Source organism: Rhizobium sp. KDH_Rht_773_N (assembly GCF_052946295.1).
The window spans coordinates 1,404,829-1,422,177 of sequence record NZ_CM129525.1; the positions used below are offsets into that span (position 1 = coordinate 1,404,829).

18 protein-coding genes are annotated in these 17,349 nt (G+C 62.1%); 9 read left to right on the forward strand and 9 right to left on the reverse strand.

All coding sequences use genetic code 11. The features are described from left to right. Nucleotides 1-88: 88 nt before the first annotated feature. Nucleotides 89-1,588: a globin-coupled sensor protein gene (locus tag ACU8HS_RS07190; protein ID WP_112753937.1), complete on the reverse strand. Its 1,500-nt coding sequence runs from the start codon at nt 1,586-1,588 to the stop codon at nt 89-91. Nucleotides 1,589-1,782: 194 nt separating this feature from the next. Between ACU8HS_RS07190 and ACU8HS_RS07195 the strand changes: the two genes are divergently transcribed. From ACU8HS_RS07195 to ACU8HS_RS07205, 3 genes are all read left to right on the forward strand, one after another. Then, complete coding sequence (locus ACU8HS_RS07195; protein WP_112565391.1) at nt 1,783-3,003, forward strand: DNA recombination protein RmuC; 1,221 nt, start codon at nt 1,783-1,785, stop codon at nt 3,001-3,003. A gap of 43 nt (nt 3,004-3,046) precedes the next feature. Continuing rightward, on the forward strand, nt 3,047-3,946 hold the full coding sequence (locus tag ACU8HS_RS07200; RefSeq protein ID WP_112565389.1) for a ribokinase: 900 nt from the start codon (nt 3,047-3,049) through the stop codon (nt 3,944-3,946). A 237-nt stretch (nt 3,947-4,183) separates the two neighbouring features. Continuing rightward, entirely contained in the window at nt 4,184-6,523 is a 2,340-nt protein-coding gene (locus ACU8HS_RS07205) for a methyl-accepting chemotaxis protein (RefSeq protein WP_112753939.1), read from the forward strand. A gap of 74 nt (nt 6,524-6,597) precedes the next feature. Here the strand turns inward: ACU8HS_RS07205 and ptsN are convergent, their stop codons facing one another. From ptsN to lptC, 6 genes are all read right to left on the reverse strand, one after another. After that, the gene (gene ptsN / locus ACU8HS_RS07210; RefSeq protein ID WP_112565385.1) at nt 6,598-7,062 is read right to left on the reverse strand and encodes a PTS IIA-like nitrogen regulatory protein PtsN; all 465 of its coding nucleotides are present in this window, start codon (nt 7,060-7,062) and stop codon (nt 6,598-6,600) included. 71 nt (nt 7,063-7,133) lie between these two features. Beyond that, nucleotides 7,134-7,715: a ribosome hibernation-promoting factor, HPF/YfiA family gene (gene hpf / locus ACU8HS_RS07215; RefSeq protein ID WP_112565383.1), complete on the reverse strand. Its 582-nt coding sequence runs from the start codon at nt 7,713-7,715 to the stop codon at nt 7,134-7,136. Between the two features lie 322 nt (nt 7,716-8,037). Next, entirely contained in the window at nt 8,038-9,585 is a 1,548-nt protein-coding gene (gene rpoN, locus ACU8HS_RS07220) for an RNA polymerase factor sigma-54 (protein ID WP_112753941.1), read from the reverse strand. 156 nt (nt 9,586-9,741) lie between these two features. Continuing rightward, nucleotides 9,742-10,545, reverse strand: a complete 804-nt coding sequence (lptB, locus tag ACU8HS_RS07225; protein WP_112705079.1) for an LPS export ABC transporter ATP-binding protein — start codon at nt 10,543-10,545, stop codon at nt 9,742-9,744. 16 nt (nt 10,546-10,561) lie between these two features. Continuing rightward, entirely contained in the window at nt 10,562-11,194 is a 633-nt protein-coding gene (locus tag ACU8HS_RS07230) for an LptA/OstA family protein (RefSeq protein WP_112705080.1), read from the reverse strand. Between the two features lie 13 nt (nt 11,195-11,207). Further along, the gene (gene lptC / locus ACU8HS_RS07235) at nt 11,208-11,873 is read right to left on the reverse strand and encodes an LPS export ABC transporter periplasmic protein LptC (RefSeq protein WP_112565375.1); all 666 of its coding nucleotides are present in this window, start codon (nt 11,871-11,873) and stop codon (nt 11,208-11,210) included. A gap of 221 nt (nt 11,874-12,094) precedes the next feature. On the opposite strand from lptC, the gene sppA reads away from it, so the two are divergent. The 3 genes from sppA to ACU8HS_RS07250 all read left to right on the forward strand — a co-directional run bounded on the left by sppA (nt 12,095) and on the right by ACU8HS_RS07250 (nt 13,808). Then, on the forward strand, nt 12,095-13,045 hold the full coding sequence (sppA, locus tag ACU8HS_RS07240; RefSeq protein WP_112705081.1) for a signal peptide peptidase SppA: 951 nt from the start codon (nt 12,095-12,097) through the stop codon (nt 13,043-13,045). Nucleotides 13,046-13,075: 30 nt separating this feature from the next. Further along, on the forward strand, nt 13,076-13,375 hold the full coding sequence (locus ACU8HS_RS07245; RefSeq protein WP_003544934.1) for an integration host factor subunit beta: 300 nt from the start codon (nt 13,076-13,078) through the stop codon (nt 13,373-13,375). 100 nt (nt 13,376-13,475) lie between these two features. Then, nucleotides 13,476-13,808, forward strand: coding sequence for a LapA family protein (locus ACU8HS_RS07250; RefSeq protein WP_112565371.1), 333 nt, complete (start codon nt 13,476-13,478; stop codon nt 13,806-13,808). A 6-nt stretch (nt 13,809-13,814) separates the two neighbouring features. On the opposite strand, the gene ACU8HS_RS07255 is transcribed toward ACU8HS_RS07250, so the two are convergent. Together ACU8HS_RS07255 and ACU8HS_RS07260 are read right to left on the reverse strand one after the other, a co-directional pair. After that, nucleotides 13,815-14,258 (reverse strand): N-acetyltransferase family protein, encoded by a 444-nt coding sequence (locus ACU8HS_RS07255; protein ID WP_447015887.1) that lies wholly within the window; start codon nt 14,256-14,258, stop codon nt 13,815-13,817. Nucleotides 14,259-14,290: 32 nt separating this feature from the next. Then, the gene (locus ACU8HS_RS07260; protein WP_447015678.1) at nt 14,291-14,743 is read right to left on the reverse strand and encodes a CoxG family protein; all 453 of its coding nucleotides are present in this window, start codon (nt 14,741-14,743) and stop codon (nt 14,291-14,293) included. 115 nt (nt 14,744-14,858) lie between these two features. Here ACU8HS_RS07260 and ACU8HS_RS07265 point away from each other — a divergent pair, with 115 nt between their 5' ends. From ACU8HS_RS07265 to lspA, 3 genes are read left to right on the forward strand one after another with little or no spacing between them, the layout of a single operon-like run. Next, nucleotides 14,859-15,956, forward strand: a complete 1,098-nt coding sequence (locus ACU8HS_RS07265) for a class I SAM-dependent methyltransferase (protein WP_447015679.1) — start codon at nt 14,859-14,861, stop codon at nt 15,954-15,956. Continuing rightward, nucleotides 15,953-16,810 carry a TrmH family RNA methyltransferase gene (locus ACU8HS_RS07270; protein ID WP_447015680.1) on the forward strand — a complete coding sequence of 286 codons (858 nt, stop codon included), beginning with the start codon at nt 15,953-15,955 and terminating at the stop codon, nt 16,808-16,810. The genes ACU8HS_RS07265 and ACU8HS_RS07270 overlap by 4 nt, the downstream gene beginning before the upstream one ends. Next, nucleotides 16,807-17,313, forward strand: coding sequence for a signal peptidase II (gene lspA, locus ACU8HS_RS07275; protein ID WP_112705085.1), 507 nt, complete (start codon nt 16,807-16,809; stop codon nt 17,311-17,313). Before ACU8HS_RS07270 ends, lspA begins: the two co-directional genes overlap by 4 nt. The last annotated feature ends 36 nt before the right edge of the window (nt 17,314-17,349 follow it).

The following is a 17,349-nucleotide window of genomic DNA, read 5'->3' on the forward strand; positions in this document are numbered from 1 at the left end:
CATAACGCATCTTTTCACACTAGGGAATCATCCGCCGGGCAGGGATTGCGGTTTTTTGCAGCCTGCCCAGGGATTTTGGGAGGATTATTCAGGCCGCGCGGCGAGCCGCACCGGTGGCGGGCCGGCTTTCGGCGCGGGCACGGAAACGCTGCAGCAGCTCGATGAGGTTCTCCACCTCGTCCTTCAGCCTGCGGGTCTCGGCCGACGTGCGCTCCACCATGCCGGAATTCTGCTGGGTGATGGTGTCCATGTTGCGGATCGCGACGCTGACCTCGTTCACGCCGGTCGCCTGATCGCGGGCGGCGGCGGCGATATCGGCAACGAAACTGTTGATGATATCGATGCGGCTGATCATGTCGCTCAGCGCCTCGCCGGTGCTGCTGACGATGTTGACGCCTTCGTTCACCTGCGTCGAGCTTTCGGAAATCAGGTTCTTGATCTCCTTGGCCGCATCTGCCGTGCGCTGGGCCAGCTGGCGGACTTCCTGCGCGACGACGGCAAAGCCCTTGCCGGCATCACCGGCGCGTGCCGCCTCGACGCCGGCATTGAGCGCCAGCAGGTTGGTCTGGAAGGCGATCTCATCGATGACGCCGATGATCTTGGCGATCTCGGTGGAGGACTTCTCGATGCCGGCCATCGCCGAAACGGCGCTGGTGACGAGTTCGCCGGAATTCTTGGCCTTCTCCTGCGTTTCGCGCACGGCGCCGGAGGCCTTCTCGGCATTGGCGGCGGTCTGGCTGACGCTGACGGAGAGCTGCTGCAGGGCGGCCGAGCTTTCCTCGACGCCGGCGGCCTGCTGGGCGGTGCGCAGGGCGAGATCGTCGCTGGCCTTGGAGATCACATCGGCGCCGCCGAGAATGTGGCTGGACGTGGTGCGCACGGAGGTGAAGGAATCGCGCAGCGCGCCGACGGCCCTGTTGTAATCCTCGGCCATCGCCTTGAAATCGCCGGGCAGGTCGGAGGGAAGCGTGGCTTCGAGATCGCCGCGCGACAGGGCTTCGAGGCCGCGGCGCAGATGTTCCAGCGCCAGCGCCTGATCGGCTGCCGCGCGGGCACGCTCCTCTTCCAGCACGCGGCGCTTTTCCTCGAGCGCATCGAGATAGACCGAGATCGAATAGTCCATGTCGAGCATCGCCGCCTTGATGACGGCGGTCAGCTTTTCGGCGAGCGCCTTTCCGTGCTGGCGCGCGAAGAGCGAGGGCCACTGCTTCTCCATCAGGCCGCGGACAAGCTCGGACATGACGAGCGCATAACCGCCGATATACCAGCGCGGCTCCAGGCCGATGCGGGCATGGGTGCGGCCGATGGCCGTGACGCCGTTCACATAGCTCTGGTCGAAATTGCCGCCGGACAGATTGCCCCAATGTTCCTGCTGGCGCTTCTTGGCGTGGCTCATATGGGCCTTGTCGGAAAAGAAGCCCGCGACGGCCGGCGTCTTGGCAAGCTTGCCGTAGAACTTGTCCAGGGCGCCTCCGAGCAGTTCCGAGATCGTCGGCCGCAACTCCCGCAGGTTCTTGCGTGCCTCATCGTCAAGCTCAATGAAGTCAAGGCGCTGCCTAAGGGCGTTATCGGTCTGTTGGGAAGTCATGGGGATCTCTTGTCTGGCGCGAATGCGGAGGGAAATTTCCACGCCAGATTTGGCGAATATGGTTTAGCAATCGTTAAGTGCGGCCGCTAATTTTTCTTCCGTTACAGCGAGGTAGCGCGACGGCCTGCAACAGGCCGTGGTGGATTGTTCACGGTTTGATCTGGATATCCGCGCAGTTTTTGTTATGGTGCGGCATGACCACGACAGCCGACTCACTCACCATTTCCCTGCCCATGCTGAGCCCGGGCGTGCTTGCGCTTGCCGGCGGAGCACTTGCCGTCATCATTCTCGCGACGATCGTGTTTGCGCTGCGCAATGCCGGCATTCGCCGCGAGGAGGCGGAAGAGGCCAATCTGCGCGCCGCCGAAAGCGACGCACGCATGGCCGAGCTTCTGAAAATCCAGGCGGAAATGCAGGGGCGCATTTCGACGATGGCGGAGGTTTTCGGCGCGCGGCAGGCCGAGCTCAACCAGGCGATCAACCAGCGGCTCGACGGCATGTCGCAGCGCATGAGCTCGACATTGACCGAGCAGACGAAATCGACGCATGACAACCTGCAGAAGCTGCAGGAGCGCCTGGCCGTCATCGATGCGGCCCAAAGCAATATTCAGACGCTCGCCAAGGATGTCGTCGGGCTGCAGGCGATCCTTTCCAACAAACAGACGCGCGGCGCCTTCGGCCAGTCCCGCATGGAAACGATCGTCGCCGACGGATTGCCGATGGGCGCCTATGCCTTCCAGCAGACGCTTTCGAACGGCTCGCGGCCGGACTGCACGATCCGGATGCCGAACGGCGCCCCGCCGCTGGTGATCGACGCCAAATTTCCGCTGGAGGCCTGGAATGCGATCCGCGACGCCGGCAGCGCCGATGCCGGCAAGCTTGCCGCCCAGCAATTCCGCCGCGACATGGACATCCACATCAAGGATATTTCCGACAAATACCTCATCCAGGGCGAAACGCAGGACACGGCCTTCCTCTTCGTTCCCTCGGAATCGATCTTCGCGGAAATCCACGAGAATTTCGAAGCGATCGTGCAGAAGGCGCACCGCGCGCGCGTCGTCATCGTTTCGCCTTCGCTGCTGATGCTGTCGATCCAGGTGATCCAGGCCGTATTGAAGGACCAGCGCATGCGGGCGCAAGCGCATGTCATTCAGGGCGAGGTCGCCCTTCTGATGGACGACCTTGGCCGGCTCGACGAGCGCGTGCGCAAACTGCAGGGCCATTTCTCGCAGACGCAGCGCGACGTGGACCAGATCATCACTTCGGCGGACAAGCTGACCAAGCGCGGCGCGAAGATCGAGGCGCTGGAATTCGAGGGCGGCGACGGCAGGCCGGCCCGCGAGAACGAGGCCCCGCCTAAATCCGTCGAAAGCCGGACCGGGTTGCTGAAGCTCAGGGTGGTTGACGAAGAGTGATCGCTTCGGCAGTGTCGCGGCCCGAAGCAAGGGACGACATTCCATGATTACAGTTTTCGGCTCCATCAACATGGACCTCATCGCGACCACCGAGCGCCTGCCGAAACCGGGCGAAACGGTTGCCGGCAACAGCTTTGCAACGGCGGCCGGCGGCAAGGGCGCCAATCAGGCGCTCGCCGCGCGGCGGGCAGGCCGCTATGTCCACATGGCGGGTGCTGTCGGCAAGGATGCCTTTGCCGAAGGCGCGCTCGAGCTTCTTGACGGGGCCGGCACCGATCTTTCCCGTGTCAGCCGCGTCGAGGGGCCGACAGGCACGGCTCTCATTCTGGTGGGCGGCGACGGCGAGAACATGATCGCCGTCATTCCGGGCGCGAACGGCAAGGTCAGCGGCGACAATGCCGAGGCAGCCGTCAACGCCATGGACCAAGGCGATATTCTCATGCTGCAACTCGAGGTTCCCGTCGAAGCGGTCGAGCGCGCGCTGGCCGCCTCCCGCGCCAGGGGCATTACCAGCATTCTCAATCTCGCGCCGCTTATCCCGGACGCACCGCGCCTCGGGCGGCTGGCCGATATCGTGATTGCCAACGAGACCGAATTCGAGCGGCTCGCGGGACAGGAGAACATGAGCGCCGGCGATCGCGAAGCGGCACTGGAGCGGCTGCACGCGCAGACAGGCCAGACCTTGATCGTCACGCTCGGCGGCGACGGTGTCATCGCGATTCGCGACGGCCAGATATCCCGCGCACAGGGCCTTGTCATCGAACCTGTCGATACTGTCGGCGCCGGCGATACGTTCTGCGGTTACTTCGCCGCGAGCCTCGACGAGGGACTGGATTTCGGCTCGGCCCTGCGCCGCGCCGCCGTCGCCGGCTCGCTTGCCTGCCTGAAACCGGGCGCGCAACCGTCTATCCCGCTCGCCGCCGAAGTCGCAGACAGAATATAATCCAGTCTAACCGCGAACAGTCCATGAAACACCACCCTTAGCTTTGGGGTGGTGTGCCGGTTTTGCTGCCGAAACATAGCAAATTTCATTCAAATTTAAGAGATTTCCGGCGATCATTCTTGAGATCGCCCTCGTCCATCTTCGAGGCGCCTCAACCCGTGGCTGTTCCATGACGGAACGTGTCTTACCCGCTGTGCCGAAGAATGGCCCTTCGGCGCGTCCCTGCCCGAGGAACACATGTTCATTTTCAGAATGAAATCGCTTGCGGCGAAACTGATTGTCATTACCGGTGCCGCCATCGCGCTGGTGCTTGTTGTTTCGAACCTTTTCCTCATCGACCAGACCCGCAGCCGCGTTCAGACCCTCACGCTGGACCAGGCCAATTCGGAAGCCAAGTCGATCGCCAACGAGATCGCTGCCAATGTGGGCGAGCTTGCGAGCGCAGCCCGCACCATGTCGGGTGTCGTCGGACGAGGACATGAGAGCAAGCTGCTCGACCGCAAGGGCATCATCAACATTCTGAAGGCCAATCTCGAACAGAACGCCTTCGCCTTCGGCAGCTGGTTCTGCGAGCAGCTTGGCGCCTTCGACGGCAAGACCACCGAGATCGCCAACAACAACGACGAGGGCACCAACAAGGTCGGCGCCTTCACGCCCTACTGGTCGAAGACCAAGACCGGCGACATCCAGTTCTCGACCTTCGACAACGACTATACCGCCGAATGGTGGAAGCTCGCCGCCGACAGCGGCAAGGGCGCCATCACCGCGCCTTATCTTGCCGAAGGCACCGATGTGCCGACGCTGTTGACCTCGATCGCCTATCCGGTCATGTCGGGCGGCAAGATGATCGGTGTGGAAGGCGTCGACATTTCGCTGAAATCGCTGACCGACAAGGTTCAGGCGCTGCGTCCCTTCGGTACGGGCCGGGTGACGCTGATCGCCCAGAACGGCAACTGGATCGTCGCTCCGCTTCCGGATCTGATGTCGAAGCCCTATGGCGACAGCCCCGGTGCCGCGGACGTGAAGGCTGCGCTTTCTTCCAAGCAGATCGGCCTCGTCAAGAACCTCAGCTTCGACGGGCTCGATCCGTTCGACCGCGTCATCTATCCCTTCTCGGTTCCCGGCCTGAACGCCACCTGGGTCGTGCTCGTCGACGTCCCGCACGCGGCGATGAACGCGCCGGTTCAGGACCAGACCGCGATGATGATCGTCAACGGCATCATCGTGCTCGGCGCCGTGCTGCTCGCCCTCTACTTCGCCGTCCGTTCGCTGGTTCAGCGCCCGCTCGGCGGCCTCGTTTCCAGCGTCAAGGCGCTCAGCGACGGCAAATATGACGAAGCGGTCGCCGGCCAGAACCGCGCCGACGAAATCGGCTCGGTCGCCAAGGCGCTCGAAGGCTTCCGCTTCGCGCTGGCCGATACGCAGCGCCTCGAAGCCGAAGCCGACAACCAGCGCCTTGCCGCCGAAGCCGAACGCGGCCGTTCGGAATCGGAGCGCCAGCAGTCGGTCAGCCTGCAGCGCCACATCGTCTCGATCGTCGGCGCCGGCCTCTCGGAACTGTCGCAGGGCAATCTCAGCCACCGCATCACCGAGGATTTCCCCGGCGAATACGGCAAGCTGAAGCAGGACTTCAACGCCGCGCTCGCGAGCCTTGAGGAAACGATCAACACGATGAACCTCAGCGTCGCTAACATCGGCTCCGGCACGGGCGAAATCAGCAACAGCGCCTCCGACCTCGCCAAGCGGACCGAGCAGCAGGCGGCGAGCCTGGAAGAAACCGCGGCGGCGCTCAACGAGCTGACCGCACAGGTCAATTCCAGCGCCGAAAACGCCCGCACGGCGGCCGACAACGTCAATCTTGCCTGCGAGGACGCCGAGAAGTCGGGCGAGGTCGTCAAGAAGGCGATCGCCTCCATGCACGGCATCGAACAATCCTCGACCGAGGTGTCGCGCATTATCGGCGTCATCGACGAGATCGCCTTCCAGACCAACCTCTTGGCGCTCAACGCCGGTGTCGAGGCCGCGCGTGCCGGTGAAGCCGGCAAGGGCTTTGCGGTCGTCGCCCAGGAAGTGCGCGAACTCGCCCAGCGTTCGGCCAACGCCGCCAAGGAGATCAAGACGCTCATCAATACCTCGGCCGTGCAGGTCAAGGAAGGCGTCGATCTCGTCGGTCGCGCCGGCGATACGCTGCACAAGATCGCCGAGCAGGTGATGAGCATCAACGGCCTCATCCGCCAGATCTCGGCATCGGCCAGCGAACAGGCCGTCGGGCTGAAGGAAATCAACCAGGCCATGAACCAGATGGATCAGGTCACGCAGCAGAACGCGGCGATGGTGGAAGAAGCCACCGCAGCCAGCGTCACGCTGAATGACGAGGCCCAGACGCTGAAGGCGCTGGTCGCCCGCTTCCGCGTCTCCGGCCAGGGCAGTGCCGCTGCGCTGCGCTCCACCGCGCAGCAGATGCGCGCACCGGCAGCCGCTCCGGCGGCGCGGCCCGCCGCGCCCGCACCGCGCCGGGCCGTTGCCCAGTCGCGCGGCTCGGCCGCCGTCGCTCAGGACAATTGGGAAGAGTTCTGATTGCCGGTCGCATGACATGACAAAGGCGCCTGATCTCCCAGGCACCTTTTTTCATTGCGGACAGCCGCCAAGCCTCAAGCGGCGTTCGACGTCTGCTCCTCGTTGAGGAAGGCGTAGATCGCCGAGGCGGACTCGGTCGCGCGCAGCTTGGCGACCAGATCGTGGTCGCGCAGCACGCGGGCGATGCGCGAAAGCGCCTTCAGGTGATCGGCGCCGGCGCCTTCCGGCGCCAGAAGCAGGAAGACCAGATCGACCGGCTGATCGTCCAGCGCTTCGAAATCGACCGGCTGTTCCAGCCGGGCGAAGATGCCGACGATGGAGTGAATATTGGTGAGCTTGCCGTGGGGGATGGCGATGCCGTTGCCGACGCCGGTCGAACCCAGGCGCTCGCGCTGCAGGATGACGTCGAAGATTTCCCGCTCGGAAAGCCCCGTGATCCTGGAGGCTTTTGCTGCCAATTCCTGAAGCAACTGTTTCTTGGAATTTACCCTGAGGGCGGGAATGATCGCATCCTGGTGCAGCAAATCTGCCAATGCCATTTCTTTTTCCTTCTGTCGCCGAATTCAGGCAGCGGAGGAAGCGGCGGTTGCGCCGCCTCCCCGTTCTGACTTCAGCCTTTGATATTGGCCGAATCGATCCAGCCAATATTTCCGTCGTGACGACGGTAAACGATGTTGAGCTGTTCCTTGCCGGGGCTGCGGAACAGGAGGAGCGGCTCGTCGGTCATGTCGAGCGCCATGACTGCGGTTGCGACGGACATCGTCTTGAGCTGCTTGGTGCTTTCGGCAACGATGGCCGGAGCGAAATCGTCCGGGACCTCGTCTTCGTGATCGGGAACCGCGTCCATGACGGTGTAGGCGACTTCCGCGAAGCCGTTACCGTTCAGGTGATTTCCGGCGTGGTGATCCTTGAGCTTCCGCTTATAGCGGCGCAGGCGCTTCTCGATCCGCTCGGATGCCGCATCGAAGGCAAGCTGCGGGTCCATGGCCTCGCCTGCCGCATGCAGCACGACGCCGCTGTCGAGATGAAGCTTGCAATCGGCGGAAAAGCGAGAACTCGACTTTTCCACGATCACCTGACCGGAATATCCCCCGTCGAAGTATTTCGTGACGGCCAAACCGATTTGGTCCTCGATCTTTTGACGGAAGGAGTCACCAATTTCCATATGTTTACCGGATACACGCACACTCATGGAGTTTCCCTTCTTATGTAGTTTGCGAGTATCAGTTTACGCCAAGCCTCAACCTCATCCAAGCACTTCGCGCAATCTCAAGCAAGATCGGCTGAAGTCCGCGCGTCCCTGGTGCCCTGAGGATGATGGGGATAATGTCCGGACGCCCTTCGCCGCTCCGATTGCGGCGGGCTTCTAGCGACAGCACCCCGGAAAGTCAAGAGCCCGGCGAGGCGACGACAAGCATACGCGGAAAACGTGCAATGAAAATCCCCATAAATTGGGATGTTTAAGCGACCCGCAACTCAAGGCACCGGCCGACGATTCGCGCCTGCGTTGCGCCTCAGAAACCGGCGACCTTGGCCAGCGCACGCTTTTCCCTGCGGCGCTGGACGGAAGAGGCGATGTTCATCGCCTCCCGGTATTTGGCGACGGTGCGACGGGCGAGGTCGATCCCGCCCTGCTTGAGCATATCGACGATGTCGTCGTCGGAAAGCACCGCATCGGGGCTCTCCTGCAGGATGAGCGTGCGGATCTTGTGGCGAACGGCTTCGGCGGAGTGACTGTCGCCACCCTCGACGGCGCTGATCGAAACCGTGAAGAAATATTTCAGCTCGAAAAGGCCGCGCGGCGTCAGCATATATTTGTTCGAGGTGACACGGCTGACGGTCGATTCATGCATCTTGATCGCTTCGGCCACCGTCTTCAGGTTCAGCGGCCGCAGATGATCGACGCCGTGCACGAGAAAGGCATCCTGCTGGCGCACGATCTCGCTTGCGACCTTCATGATGGTCTTGGCCCGCTGGTCCAGGCTGCGCGTCAGCCAGTTGGCGCTCTGCAGGCACTCGGAGAGGAAGGCGTGATCCTCGCCGTTCTTCGCCACGCGCGAAAAATAGGACTGGTTGACGAGCACCCGCGGCAGCGTATCCGGATTGAGTTCGACCAGCCAGGCCCCGTCCGATGAAGGGCGGACCACGACGTCGGGCATGATCGCCTCGGAAACGCCGGCCTCGAAACCGCTGCCCGGCTTCGGATTGAGCTGGCGGATTTCGGCGAGCATGTCGAGAAGGTCTTCCTCATCGACACCGCAGAGGCGCTTCAGGGTGACGAAGTCTCGCCGCGCCAGCAATTCGAGATTTTCCACCAGTGCCCGCATGGCGGGATCGAAACGATCCTTCTGGCGAAGCTGGATCGCCAGGCATTCGGCAAGGCTGCGGGCAAAGACGCCAGGCGGATCGAGGGTCTGCAGCGCCGAGAGCACGCGCTCGACATCCTCCGCATCGGTGCCGAGACGTTCGCCGGCCTCGGCGACATCGGCCTGCAGATAGCCGGCATCGTCGAGCTGATCGACCAGATTCTGGGCAATCAGGCGGTCGGCCATGTCAGGCAATATAAAGGGTATCTGTTGGGCAAGATGGTCGCGCAGCGAGATCTGGCCGGCGACGAAATCATCGAGATCGTAATTGTCGGCGCCTTCGGCGCTGCCCGGCATCGATTTCCACTGGCTGACGAGCTCCGGCGCATCGAGGCGCTGCGGCGCGCCGTCATCGGGAAAGACATTGGTGTAGTTGGCGTCAAGTTCGTCGCTCAGCCGGCTCGGGCTGCCATTGTCGTACCAGTCGCCGGTCAGCGTTTCGCCACGACCCTCGTATTCGCCCTCGCCCGCCTCGTCCGCCTGCTGGGAATACGGTTCTTCCGCAGGCTCGCCGCGCTCGCCGGCCTCGCCCTCGCCCGACGGAAATTCCAGAAGAGGGTTCTTCTCCACTTCCTGGGCAATGAACTGGGCGAGCTCGACATGCGTCATCTGCAGCAACTGAATGGATTGCATCAGTTGCGGTGTCATCACCAGGGACTGGTTCTGTCGCAGGAAAAGATTGGCAGACAGGGCCATGGCGGACGCGAAACTCCCTCGATTCCTCCAGGAGACCGCGTCCGAGCAAGGCTTCAGGCCACGGAAATCCGAGTTGGCCCAAAAATTGCTTTTTTATCCTATTTGGTCAAGCGGAACCTATGCCGCGACAGTAATTTTCTGTCGTCCGGGACTGGTTCAGAGACTGAAATTGTCGCCCAGATAGAGCCGGCGCACTTCCGGATTGTTGACGATATCGTTCGCACGTCCATGGGTCAGCACTTCGCCGGCATGGATAATATAGGCCCGGTCGATCAGCCCCAGCGTCTCGCGCACGTTGTGGTCGGTGACAAGAACGCCGATGCCGCGTGCAGTCAAATGATGCACGAGGTTCTGAATATCGGCAACCGAGATCGGATCGACACCGGCAAAGGGCTCGTCGAGCAGCATGAAAGTCGGGTCGGTCGCCAGCGCGCGAGCGATTTCCAGGCGGCGGCGCTCGCCACCGGAGAGAGCCACGGCCGCGCTCTTGCGCAGCTTGGCGATGTGAAATTCCTCAAGCAGTTCGTCGAGCTTGCGCTCGCGCGTTGCCCTGTCCTTTTCGTGAACCTCGAGGACGGCGCGGATATTCTCCTCGACCGTCAGGCCGCGAAAAATCGAGGCTTCCTGCGGCAGGTAGCCGACACCGAGGCGGGAGCGACGATACATGGGCATCGTCGTCACGTCGTTGCCGTCGATTTCGATCGTTCCCTCGTCAACAGGCACGAGGCCGGTGATCATGTAGAAACAGGTCGTCTTGCCGGCGCCGTTCGGTCCCAGCAGGCCGACCGCCTCACCGCGCCGCACGACGAGCGAAACGCCGTTGACGACACGACGCGTCGCATAGGTCTTGGTCAGACCGCGGGCAATCAGCGTTCCCTGATAACGGGCCTTGTCGACGGGAGCGGCCGCAGCTTCCGTCGCGGCCCCGCCGGACTTGGTTGATAAGGAGAATAATTTCACGTGAAAGGCCGACTTCTCAGTTCTGCTTTGGCTGCTGACTCGGCTGCGATTTCGGATCGAGCTGAATCTGGACACGACCACCGCAGCTTTCAAGCTCTGCCTGGCCGGTCGCCATGTGAACCGTGAGCTGGCAGCCGGTGAAGACGTTGGGGCCATCGGTCAGCACGACCTTCTTGCCCGTGAGGATAAAGACCTGCGAGGTCATATCGAAATTGCCGTCATCGGCCGTTGCCGTCTGGGTGCCGGAGGTCAGGTAGACCTTGTCCGTCACCAGGATCTTGTCGATATCGGCGCTGCCGGAGGCGAGCGAGTTCGATTGCTCGGCCGCCGGCTGGGCGGCAGGTGTCGTGGCGCCGGCCGCTTGCGGCTGCTTTGCCTTGTCCTTGTAATAGACCGTCATCTTGCCGGCCTGCAGGGTGGTCGTGCCCTGGACGACCTTGACGTCGCCGGTAAAGAGCGCGGTATGTTCCTGGTCGTGGATTTCCAGCTTGTTGCTTTCAATCTGGATCGGCTGATCGCTGGAAAGCTTCATGCCAGGCATCGTCGTCGACTGGGCGGCCGCCCCCGCGACCGACAGGACGAAGGCAAGCGCGCCGGTAATGAAAGCTACGCCGTTCTTGCGAGTTGAAATGCGACAATCTTTTGTCATGTGACCCGGCTCTTTAGGTGCCCTGTTTATGGATGGTGGATGAATCAACATTCATGCGAACATTCCCCTCGAATGTGATCACGCGCCCCTTATCCGTTATATTGAGGGTCTGCGCAACAATCGAAGCATTGTCCTTGGTAATTCTGACGGGATCGTCCGTCGACATGTTTCCGCCCTTGATATCGAGATGGGCGGACTGAAAATTCGCAACGAGGCCGCTGCTCAAAACGAGCGTGAAGGGCGCGGTCATGTGCAACTTGTCGGTGGCGCGGTTGAAGTCCGCCGTCGCCGCCGTGACGCGCGCGATCAGGCCGTCATTCATCGGCACGGCAGCCTTGATCGTCTCCAGCGTGATGAAGTCAGGATTGCGGATATCCTGCAGCGCGCGTTCGGCGAGCATCGAATAATTGATGCCATCGGAGTTGCGGCCGGCGATCGCCGGCTTTTCCATCACGACCTTGCCGTTCTCGATCTTGGCGCCTTCGATCTTGATGGTCTCCGGCAGGTAGGTGCGGATCACCGAGACCGCAATGAAGATGAGGGAAATAATCAGGGCTGCGACCGGCAGCAAAAACTTCAGGCGGCGAACACGCGCGGAATGGAACCGGGCAAGGCCATAGGCGCTGTCCTTTGGCCCAGCATATGCGGGCTTCCCGTTGTTCCTGATCGTATCGAGCATATGCCTGGTCCGTGTGTGATGATCGTGCCGCTTATATAGCAATGCCGGGCGCCAATCACAGTTCGTTTCGCATTATTACATTGGCTTGCCAATATGGATTTTTTTCTGCAACAAGCAACTAAACCGAAAATAGCAGGTTTCCGGGCATTTTCCGGAAGGAGCTTGCGCCTTATCTCCCAGCGGCGGAATACCGCCGCCGGGCTTCGTTTCTGGAGGTTGGAATGGACAGCTCGATCATCGCAGACCGTCGGCTGCTGCGCCGCAGGCTGGGCTTCTGGCGCCTTGTCGCGGTCGTTCTGCTCGTTGCGCTCGGCTTTGCGCTTTACAATTTTGCCTTCGACGGAAGCAGCACCGCGCGCCCCCATATCGCCCATGTGACGATATCGGGGCTGATCACCGACGACGACGAGCTGCTCGAGCGGCTGGAAAAGATCAAGGACAACGACCAGGTCAAGGCGGTCGTCATTTCGATCTCCTCGCCCGGCGGAACGACCTATGGCGGCGAAAAGATCTTCAAGGCGATCCGGGCGATCGCGGAAAAGAAACCCGTCGTCTCCGATGTCAGGACGCTTGCGGCATCCGCCGGCTACATGATCGCGACGGCGGGCGATACGATCATCGCCGGCGAAAGCTCGATCACCGGCTCGATCGGCGTCATCTTCCAGTATCCGCAGGTCCAGCCGCTGCTCGACAAGCTGGGCGTCTCGCTGCAGGAGATCAAATCCTCCCCGCTCAAGGCCGAGCCCTCGCCGTTCCACAACACGAGCGAGGAAGCCAAGGCCATGATCCGCAACATGGTTCTCGACAGCTACGACTGGTTCGTCAACCTCGTCGCCGACAGACGCAAGTTGCCGCACGACGAGGTGCTGAAGCTTGCCGACGGCACGATTTACACGGGCCGGCAGGCGCTCAAGGTCAAACTCATCGACGCGATCGGCGGAGAACCGGAAATCCGCGCCTACCTGACGTCGCGAAATGTCGGCGACAAGCTGCCCATGGTCGATTGGGACAAGAAGCGCAACACGTCCTTCCTGCTCGCAGGGGCTGTTTCGCGGTTGATTACGATCCTCGGTTATGGTGATCTTGTCAAAGGCCAGGATCTGAACGGCATCCTACCCCCAAAGTTGCTCCTTGACGGGTTGCTTTCAGTTTGGCAGGTTGGCCAGGATTGAATAAGAAATCAATAATTTAAGGGGGCGACCGTGATCAAGTCCGAACTGGTGCAGATTGTTGCGGCACGCAATCCGCATCTCTACCACCGCGATGTGGAAAATATCGTCAACGCGGTCCTCGACGAGATCACCGATGCGCTTGCCGCCGGCAACCGCGTCGAGCTGCGCGGCTTCGGCGCGTTTTCGGTCAAGAACCGTCCCTCCCGTTCCGGCCGCAACCCGCGCACGGGCGACACCGTCTTCGTCGAGGAGAAGTGGGTTCCCTTCTTCAAGACCGGCAAGGAACTGCGCGAGCGCCTGAACCCCGGACAGGCCGACGAAGAGGATTGATCCTCTCAAACGGGCATCAAGCCGCACTTGAACTTCGCCGCCGCACCTCTATTCTGGCGTCCATGAAGCTTGCCTTCGCCAAACCGGCGCGGAGAACGAAATGGCCAAGAAGATCGTCAACCTTTTGATTTTGCTGCCGCTTGGCGTCATCCTGATCATCTTCTGCGTTGCCAACCGGCAGAGCGTGACACTTGCCTTCAATCCGTTCCGGCCCGAGGACCAGGTTCTTTCGCTGGCCGCACCCTTCTTCGTCTTCCTGCTGATTGCCTTCATCATCGGCATGCTGGTGGGCTCGGCCGTGACCTGGTTCAACCAGGGCAAACACCGCAAACGCGCCCGCGTGGAAGCCCGGGAAGCGATCCGCTGGCAGAGCGAGGCGGACCGCCACAAGACGCGCGCCGAAGAAATCGCCGGACAGCTGCCCTCGCGGTGATTGCCGCTATCGTGCGGTGGCGGACGGAAAACTCAGCTCTTCATAGTCGCCTTCGCTCGACGTGCCTCTGCCGATGACGTGGAAGCCGTGCGCCAGATAGAAGGCTTTGGCGAGGCGATTGTTGACCAGGCATTTCAGCCGATAGGCGTGAAGCGGCCAGCCGGGCAGCGATCGCAGCAAAGCGCTCCCTGCCCCTTTGCCCTGAAATTCGGGCAGGATATAGAGCATGTGGATGAAGTCATCCGCCTCCCAGATCGAGAGAAAGCCGGCTATCTTCCCGTCAGGCGCCTCGCAGACGGAGACGACTTCGCCATTGGTGTGGGCGGCAAAATCCTCCCGATGAAATTTGCCGGGATCGACCCAGATGAAGGTCTGCTGCCGGACGGACAGATAGATTTCCGCAAGCGCCATCGCATCTTCGGCGCGGCTCGGCCGGATCTTCCAGTTCATGGACGTCGCGTGAAAGGAATTGTGCATGGTGCCTAGCCTGCGGCCTTTCCAACAACGGCGGCGTTGAAATTTCCCCAGAAGCGGCGGGCGAGTTTCTCAAGCGTGGCGCGGATCAATCTGCCGCCGATCTCGGCAAGCCGGCCGCCGGTATCGCCGTCGGCCTCATACCGCAGCAGCGTGTGAAGGCCCTCATCCACCAGGGTGACATCGGCCTCGCCCCTGGCAAAGCCGGCAATGCCGCCCCGCCCTTCGGCAGCGATCGTGTAGCTGCGGGGCGCATCGACATTCGAAAGCCGAATCTCGCCTTCGAACGTCACCGAAAACAGGCCGAAACCGACTTTGACGGTTGCCAGGAACTGCGTGGACGACAGCTTTTCGACGCTCTGGCAACCGGGAATGCATTGCCTGACAATATCGGGATCGTTCATGGCAGCCCAGACGACATCGCGCGGCGCGGCGATGCGTTCCTCCCCGATCAGGTCCATCCGCAGTTTCCCATTTCCATAGCCCGACCATATCATGATGGGAAAGCGCTTTGCCAAGGTCGGACGGGATGCTATTTGCACTGGCTCAACCGAATTCAAGACGCGGAAGACCACGTTGAAACAGAGAGAACGCCGGCCCGGCGCGAAGATGGCGGCAGGCCCTTCGGGCGGACGCCGCGCCGATGCGCGGCCGGCAAGGCCGGAAAAGACGGCCGCCAAACCTGCCCCCGCGCGGGAAGCGCGCCCGCCGGCGGCGGTTCCCGCCGCAATCGAGCGCCCGCTCACGGTGCGCAGCGGCGAGCGGCCGGCCGAACGCGTGCCTGTCATCCTGGAATCGACGGGTGCGGGCGATTTCCATCTGATCGACAGCGGCAACGGCCAGAAACTCGAACAATATGGCCCCTATCGCATCGTGCGTCCCGAGGGACAGGCGCTGTGGCAGCCCTCGCTGCCTGCCCATGCCTGGGAAAAGGTCGATGCGGTCTTTACCGGCGATACGGATGAAGAAGGCACCGGCCGCTGGCGCTTTCCCAAGGAAGCGCATGGCGAAAGCTGGCCGCTCAACCTGCTCGGCGTCGATTTCTACGGCCGCTTCACCTCCTTTCGCCATGTCGGCGTCTTCCCGGAGCAGATCGTCCACTGGAGCTGGATGAAGGATCAGGTGGAAAGTGCCGGCCGGCCGCTGAAGGTGCTGAACCTCTTCGGCTACACGGGCGTCGCCTCGCTGGTGGCGGCTGCCGCCGGCGCCGAGGTCACGCATGTGGACGCCTCGAAGAAGGCGATCGGCTGGGCACGCGAAAACCAGGCGCTCGGCCGCATGGAAAAACTGCCGATCCGCTGGATCTGCGAGGATGCGATGAAGTTCATCCTGCGCGAGGAACGCCGCGGCAGCCAATACGACATCATCCTCACCGACCCGCCGAAATTCGGCCGGGGGCCGAACGGCGAGGTCTGGCACCTTTTCGAGCACCTGCCGCTGATGCTGGACATCTGCCGCGAGATCCTGTCGCCGAAGGCGGTCGGCCTCGTGCTGACGGCCTATTCGATCCGGGCGAGTTTCTATTCCATTCACGAGCTGATGCGCGAGACGATGCGCGGGGCCGGCGGCGTGGTCGAATCCGGCGAACTCGTCATCCGCGAGGCTGGCCTCGACGGCAAGACATCGGGCCGGGCGCTCTCCACTTCCCTCTTTTCCCGCTGGGTGCCGAAATGAACGAATTCCACGATCGCGGCCCGCGCAGGGTCGGGCAGGTGAAGGAAGTCACCTCGCTTGCCAACCCGATCATCAAAGACATCAAGGCGCTGACCAACAAGAAGTCGCGCGAGGAGAGCGGCACCTTCATGGCCGAGGGCCTGAAGCTCGTCATCGATGCGATCGAGCTCGGCTGGACGATCCGCACGCTCGTCTACGCCAAGGCCGCCAAGGGCAAGCCGCTCGTCGAACAGATGGCGGCAAAGACCGTCGCCTCCGGCGGCCTCGTGCTCGAAGTCAGCGAGAAGGTGATTTCTTCCATCACCCGGCGCGACAATCCGCAGATGGTGGTCGGCATTTTCGAAACGCGCTGGGCGAAGCTCCGGGATGTCAGGCCGAAGGAGGGCGAGACCTGGGTGGCGCTCGACCGCGTGCGCGATCCCGGCAATCTCGGCACGATCATCCGCACCGCCGATGCCGCCGGCGCCTCCGGCGTCATCCTGGTCGGCGAGACGACGGATCCCTTTTCGCTGGAAACGGTGCGGGCCACCATGGGATCGGTCTTTGCCGTTCCTGTTGCCCACGCGACAGCGGAGGAATTCATCGCCTGGAAAAAACAGGCCGGCGTCTCGATCGTTGCCACCCATCTTGCCGGCTCCGTCGACTATCGCACGATCGACTACAGGAGGAAGCCTATCGTGCTTCTGATGGGCAACGAACAGTCCGGCCTGCCGGAGCAGCTGGCGAAGGAGGCGGATTCGCTTGCCCGCATTCCCCAGCAGGGGCGCGCCGATTCCCTCAATCTCGCCGTCGCCACCGCCGTCATGCTTTTCGAGGCACGCCGCCATCTCCTCTCACTTTCCGAGGGCAAATGACCGACCAGACGACCGCACGCCCGGCGCTCTTCTCGCGACCACTGCCGATCCTGATCTTCATCCTGATCGCCGTTATCCTCGACCAGATCGTCAAGATCGCCGTCGACCGCTACCTGCCGCTGCAGGAAGCCGTTCCCGTCATTCCGATGCTGGCGCTCTACCGCACCTACAATCTCGGCGTGGCTTTCTCGATGCTGTCGGGCATGGACGGCTGGTTCATCGTCGGCATGCGACTGATCATCGTCGCCTTCGTACTCTATCTCTGGCACCGCACGGCCAAGGACCGGTGGCTGGCGCATCTCGGCTACGCGCTGATCATTGCCGGCGCGATCGGCAACCTGATCGACCGTTTCGCCTACGGGCATGTGATCGACTATATCCTCTTCCATACGGAAACCTGGTCATTCGCCGTCTTCAATCTGGCCGACAGTTTCATCACCGTCGGCGCCGGCTGCGTCATTCTCGACGAGATGCTGCAGAAGCCGAAAAAGCCGGATCGCTAAACTTTTAGCGGATTCCTGAAAACATTCGGAACGGGC

What these genes read in the sequence shown, in the direction of transcription:
- ACU8HS_RS07270 (WP_447015680.1), top strand. Translation starts at nt 15,953, where the DNA reads ATGAACGAATTCCACGATCGCGGCCCGCGCAGGGTCGGGCAGGTGAAG.
- ACU8HS_RS07200 (WP_112565389.1), top strand. Translation starts at nt 3,047, where the DNA reads ATGATTACAGTTTTCGGCTCCATCAACATGGACCTCATCGCGACCACC.
- ptsN (WP_112565385.1), bottom strand. Translation starts at nt 7,062, where the DNA reads ATGGCATTGGCAGATTTGCTGCACCAGGATGCGATCATTCCCGCCCTC.
- ACU8HS_RS07260 (WP_447015678.1), bottom strand. Translation starts at nt 14,743, where the DNA reads ATGGACCTGATCGGGGAGGAACGCATCGCCGCGCCGCGCGATGTCGTC.
- ACU8HS_RS07230 (WP_112705080.1), bottom strand. Translation starts at nt 11,194, where the DNA reads ATGACAAAAGATTGTCGCATTTCAACTCGCAAGAACGGCGTAGCTTTC.
- ACU8HS_RS07195 (WP_112565391.1), top strand. Translation starts at nt 1,783, where the DNA reads ATGACCACGACAGCCGACTCACTCACCATTTCCCTGCCCATGCTGAGC.
- ACU8HS_RS07190 (WP_112753937.1), bottom strand. Translation starts at nt 1,588, where the DNA reads ATGACTTCCCAACAGACCGATAACGCCCTTAGGCAGCGCCTTGACTTC.
- ACU8HS_RS07205 (WP_112753939.1), top strand. Translation starts at nt 4,184, where the DNA reads ATGTTCATTTTCAGAATGAAATCGCTTGCGGCGAAACTGATTGTCATT.
- lspA (WP_112705085.1), top strand. Translation starts at nt 16,807, where the DNA reads ATGACCGACCAGACGACCGCACGCCCGGCGCTCTTCTCGCGACCACTG.
- rpoN (WP_112753941.1), bottom strand. Translation starts at nt 9,585, where the DNA reads ATGGCCCTGTCTGCCAATCTTTTCCTGCGACAGAACCAGTCCCTGGTG.
- lptC (WP_112565375.1), bottom strand. Translation starts at nt 11,873, where the DNA reads ATGCTCGATACGATCAGGAACAACGGGAAGCCCGCATATGCTGGGCCA.
- hpf (WP_112565383.1), bottom strand. Translation starts at nt 7,715, where the DNA reads ATGAGTGTGCGTGTATCCGGTAAACATATGGAAATTGGTGACTCCTTC.
- ACU8HS_RS07255 (WP_447015887.1), bottom strand. Translation starts at nt 14,258, where the DNA reads ATGAACTGGAAGATCCGGCCGAGCCGCGCCGAAGATGCGATGGCGCTT.
- ACU8HS_RS07250 (WP_112565371.1), top strand. Translation starts at nt 13,476, where the DNA reads ATGGCCAAGAAGATCGTCAACCTTTTGATTTTGCTGCCGCTTGGCGTC.
- sppA (WP_112705081.1), top strand. Translation starts at nt 12,095, where the DNA reads ATGGACAGCTCGATCATCGCAGACCGTCGGCTGCTGCGCCGCAGGCTG.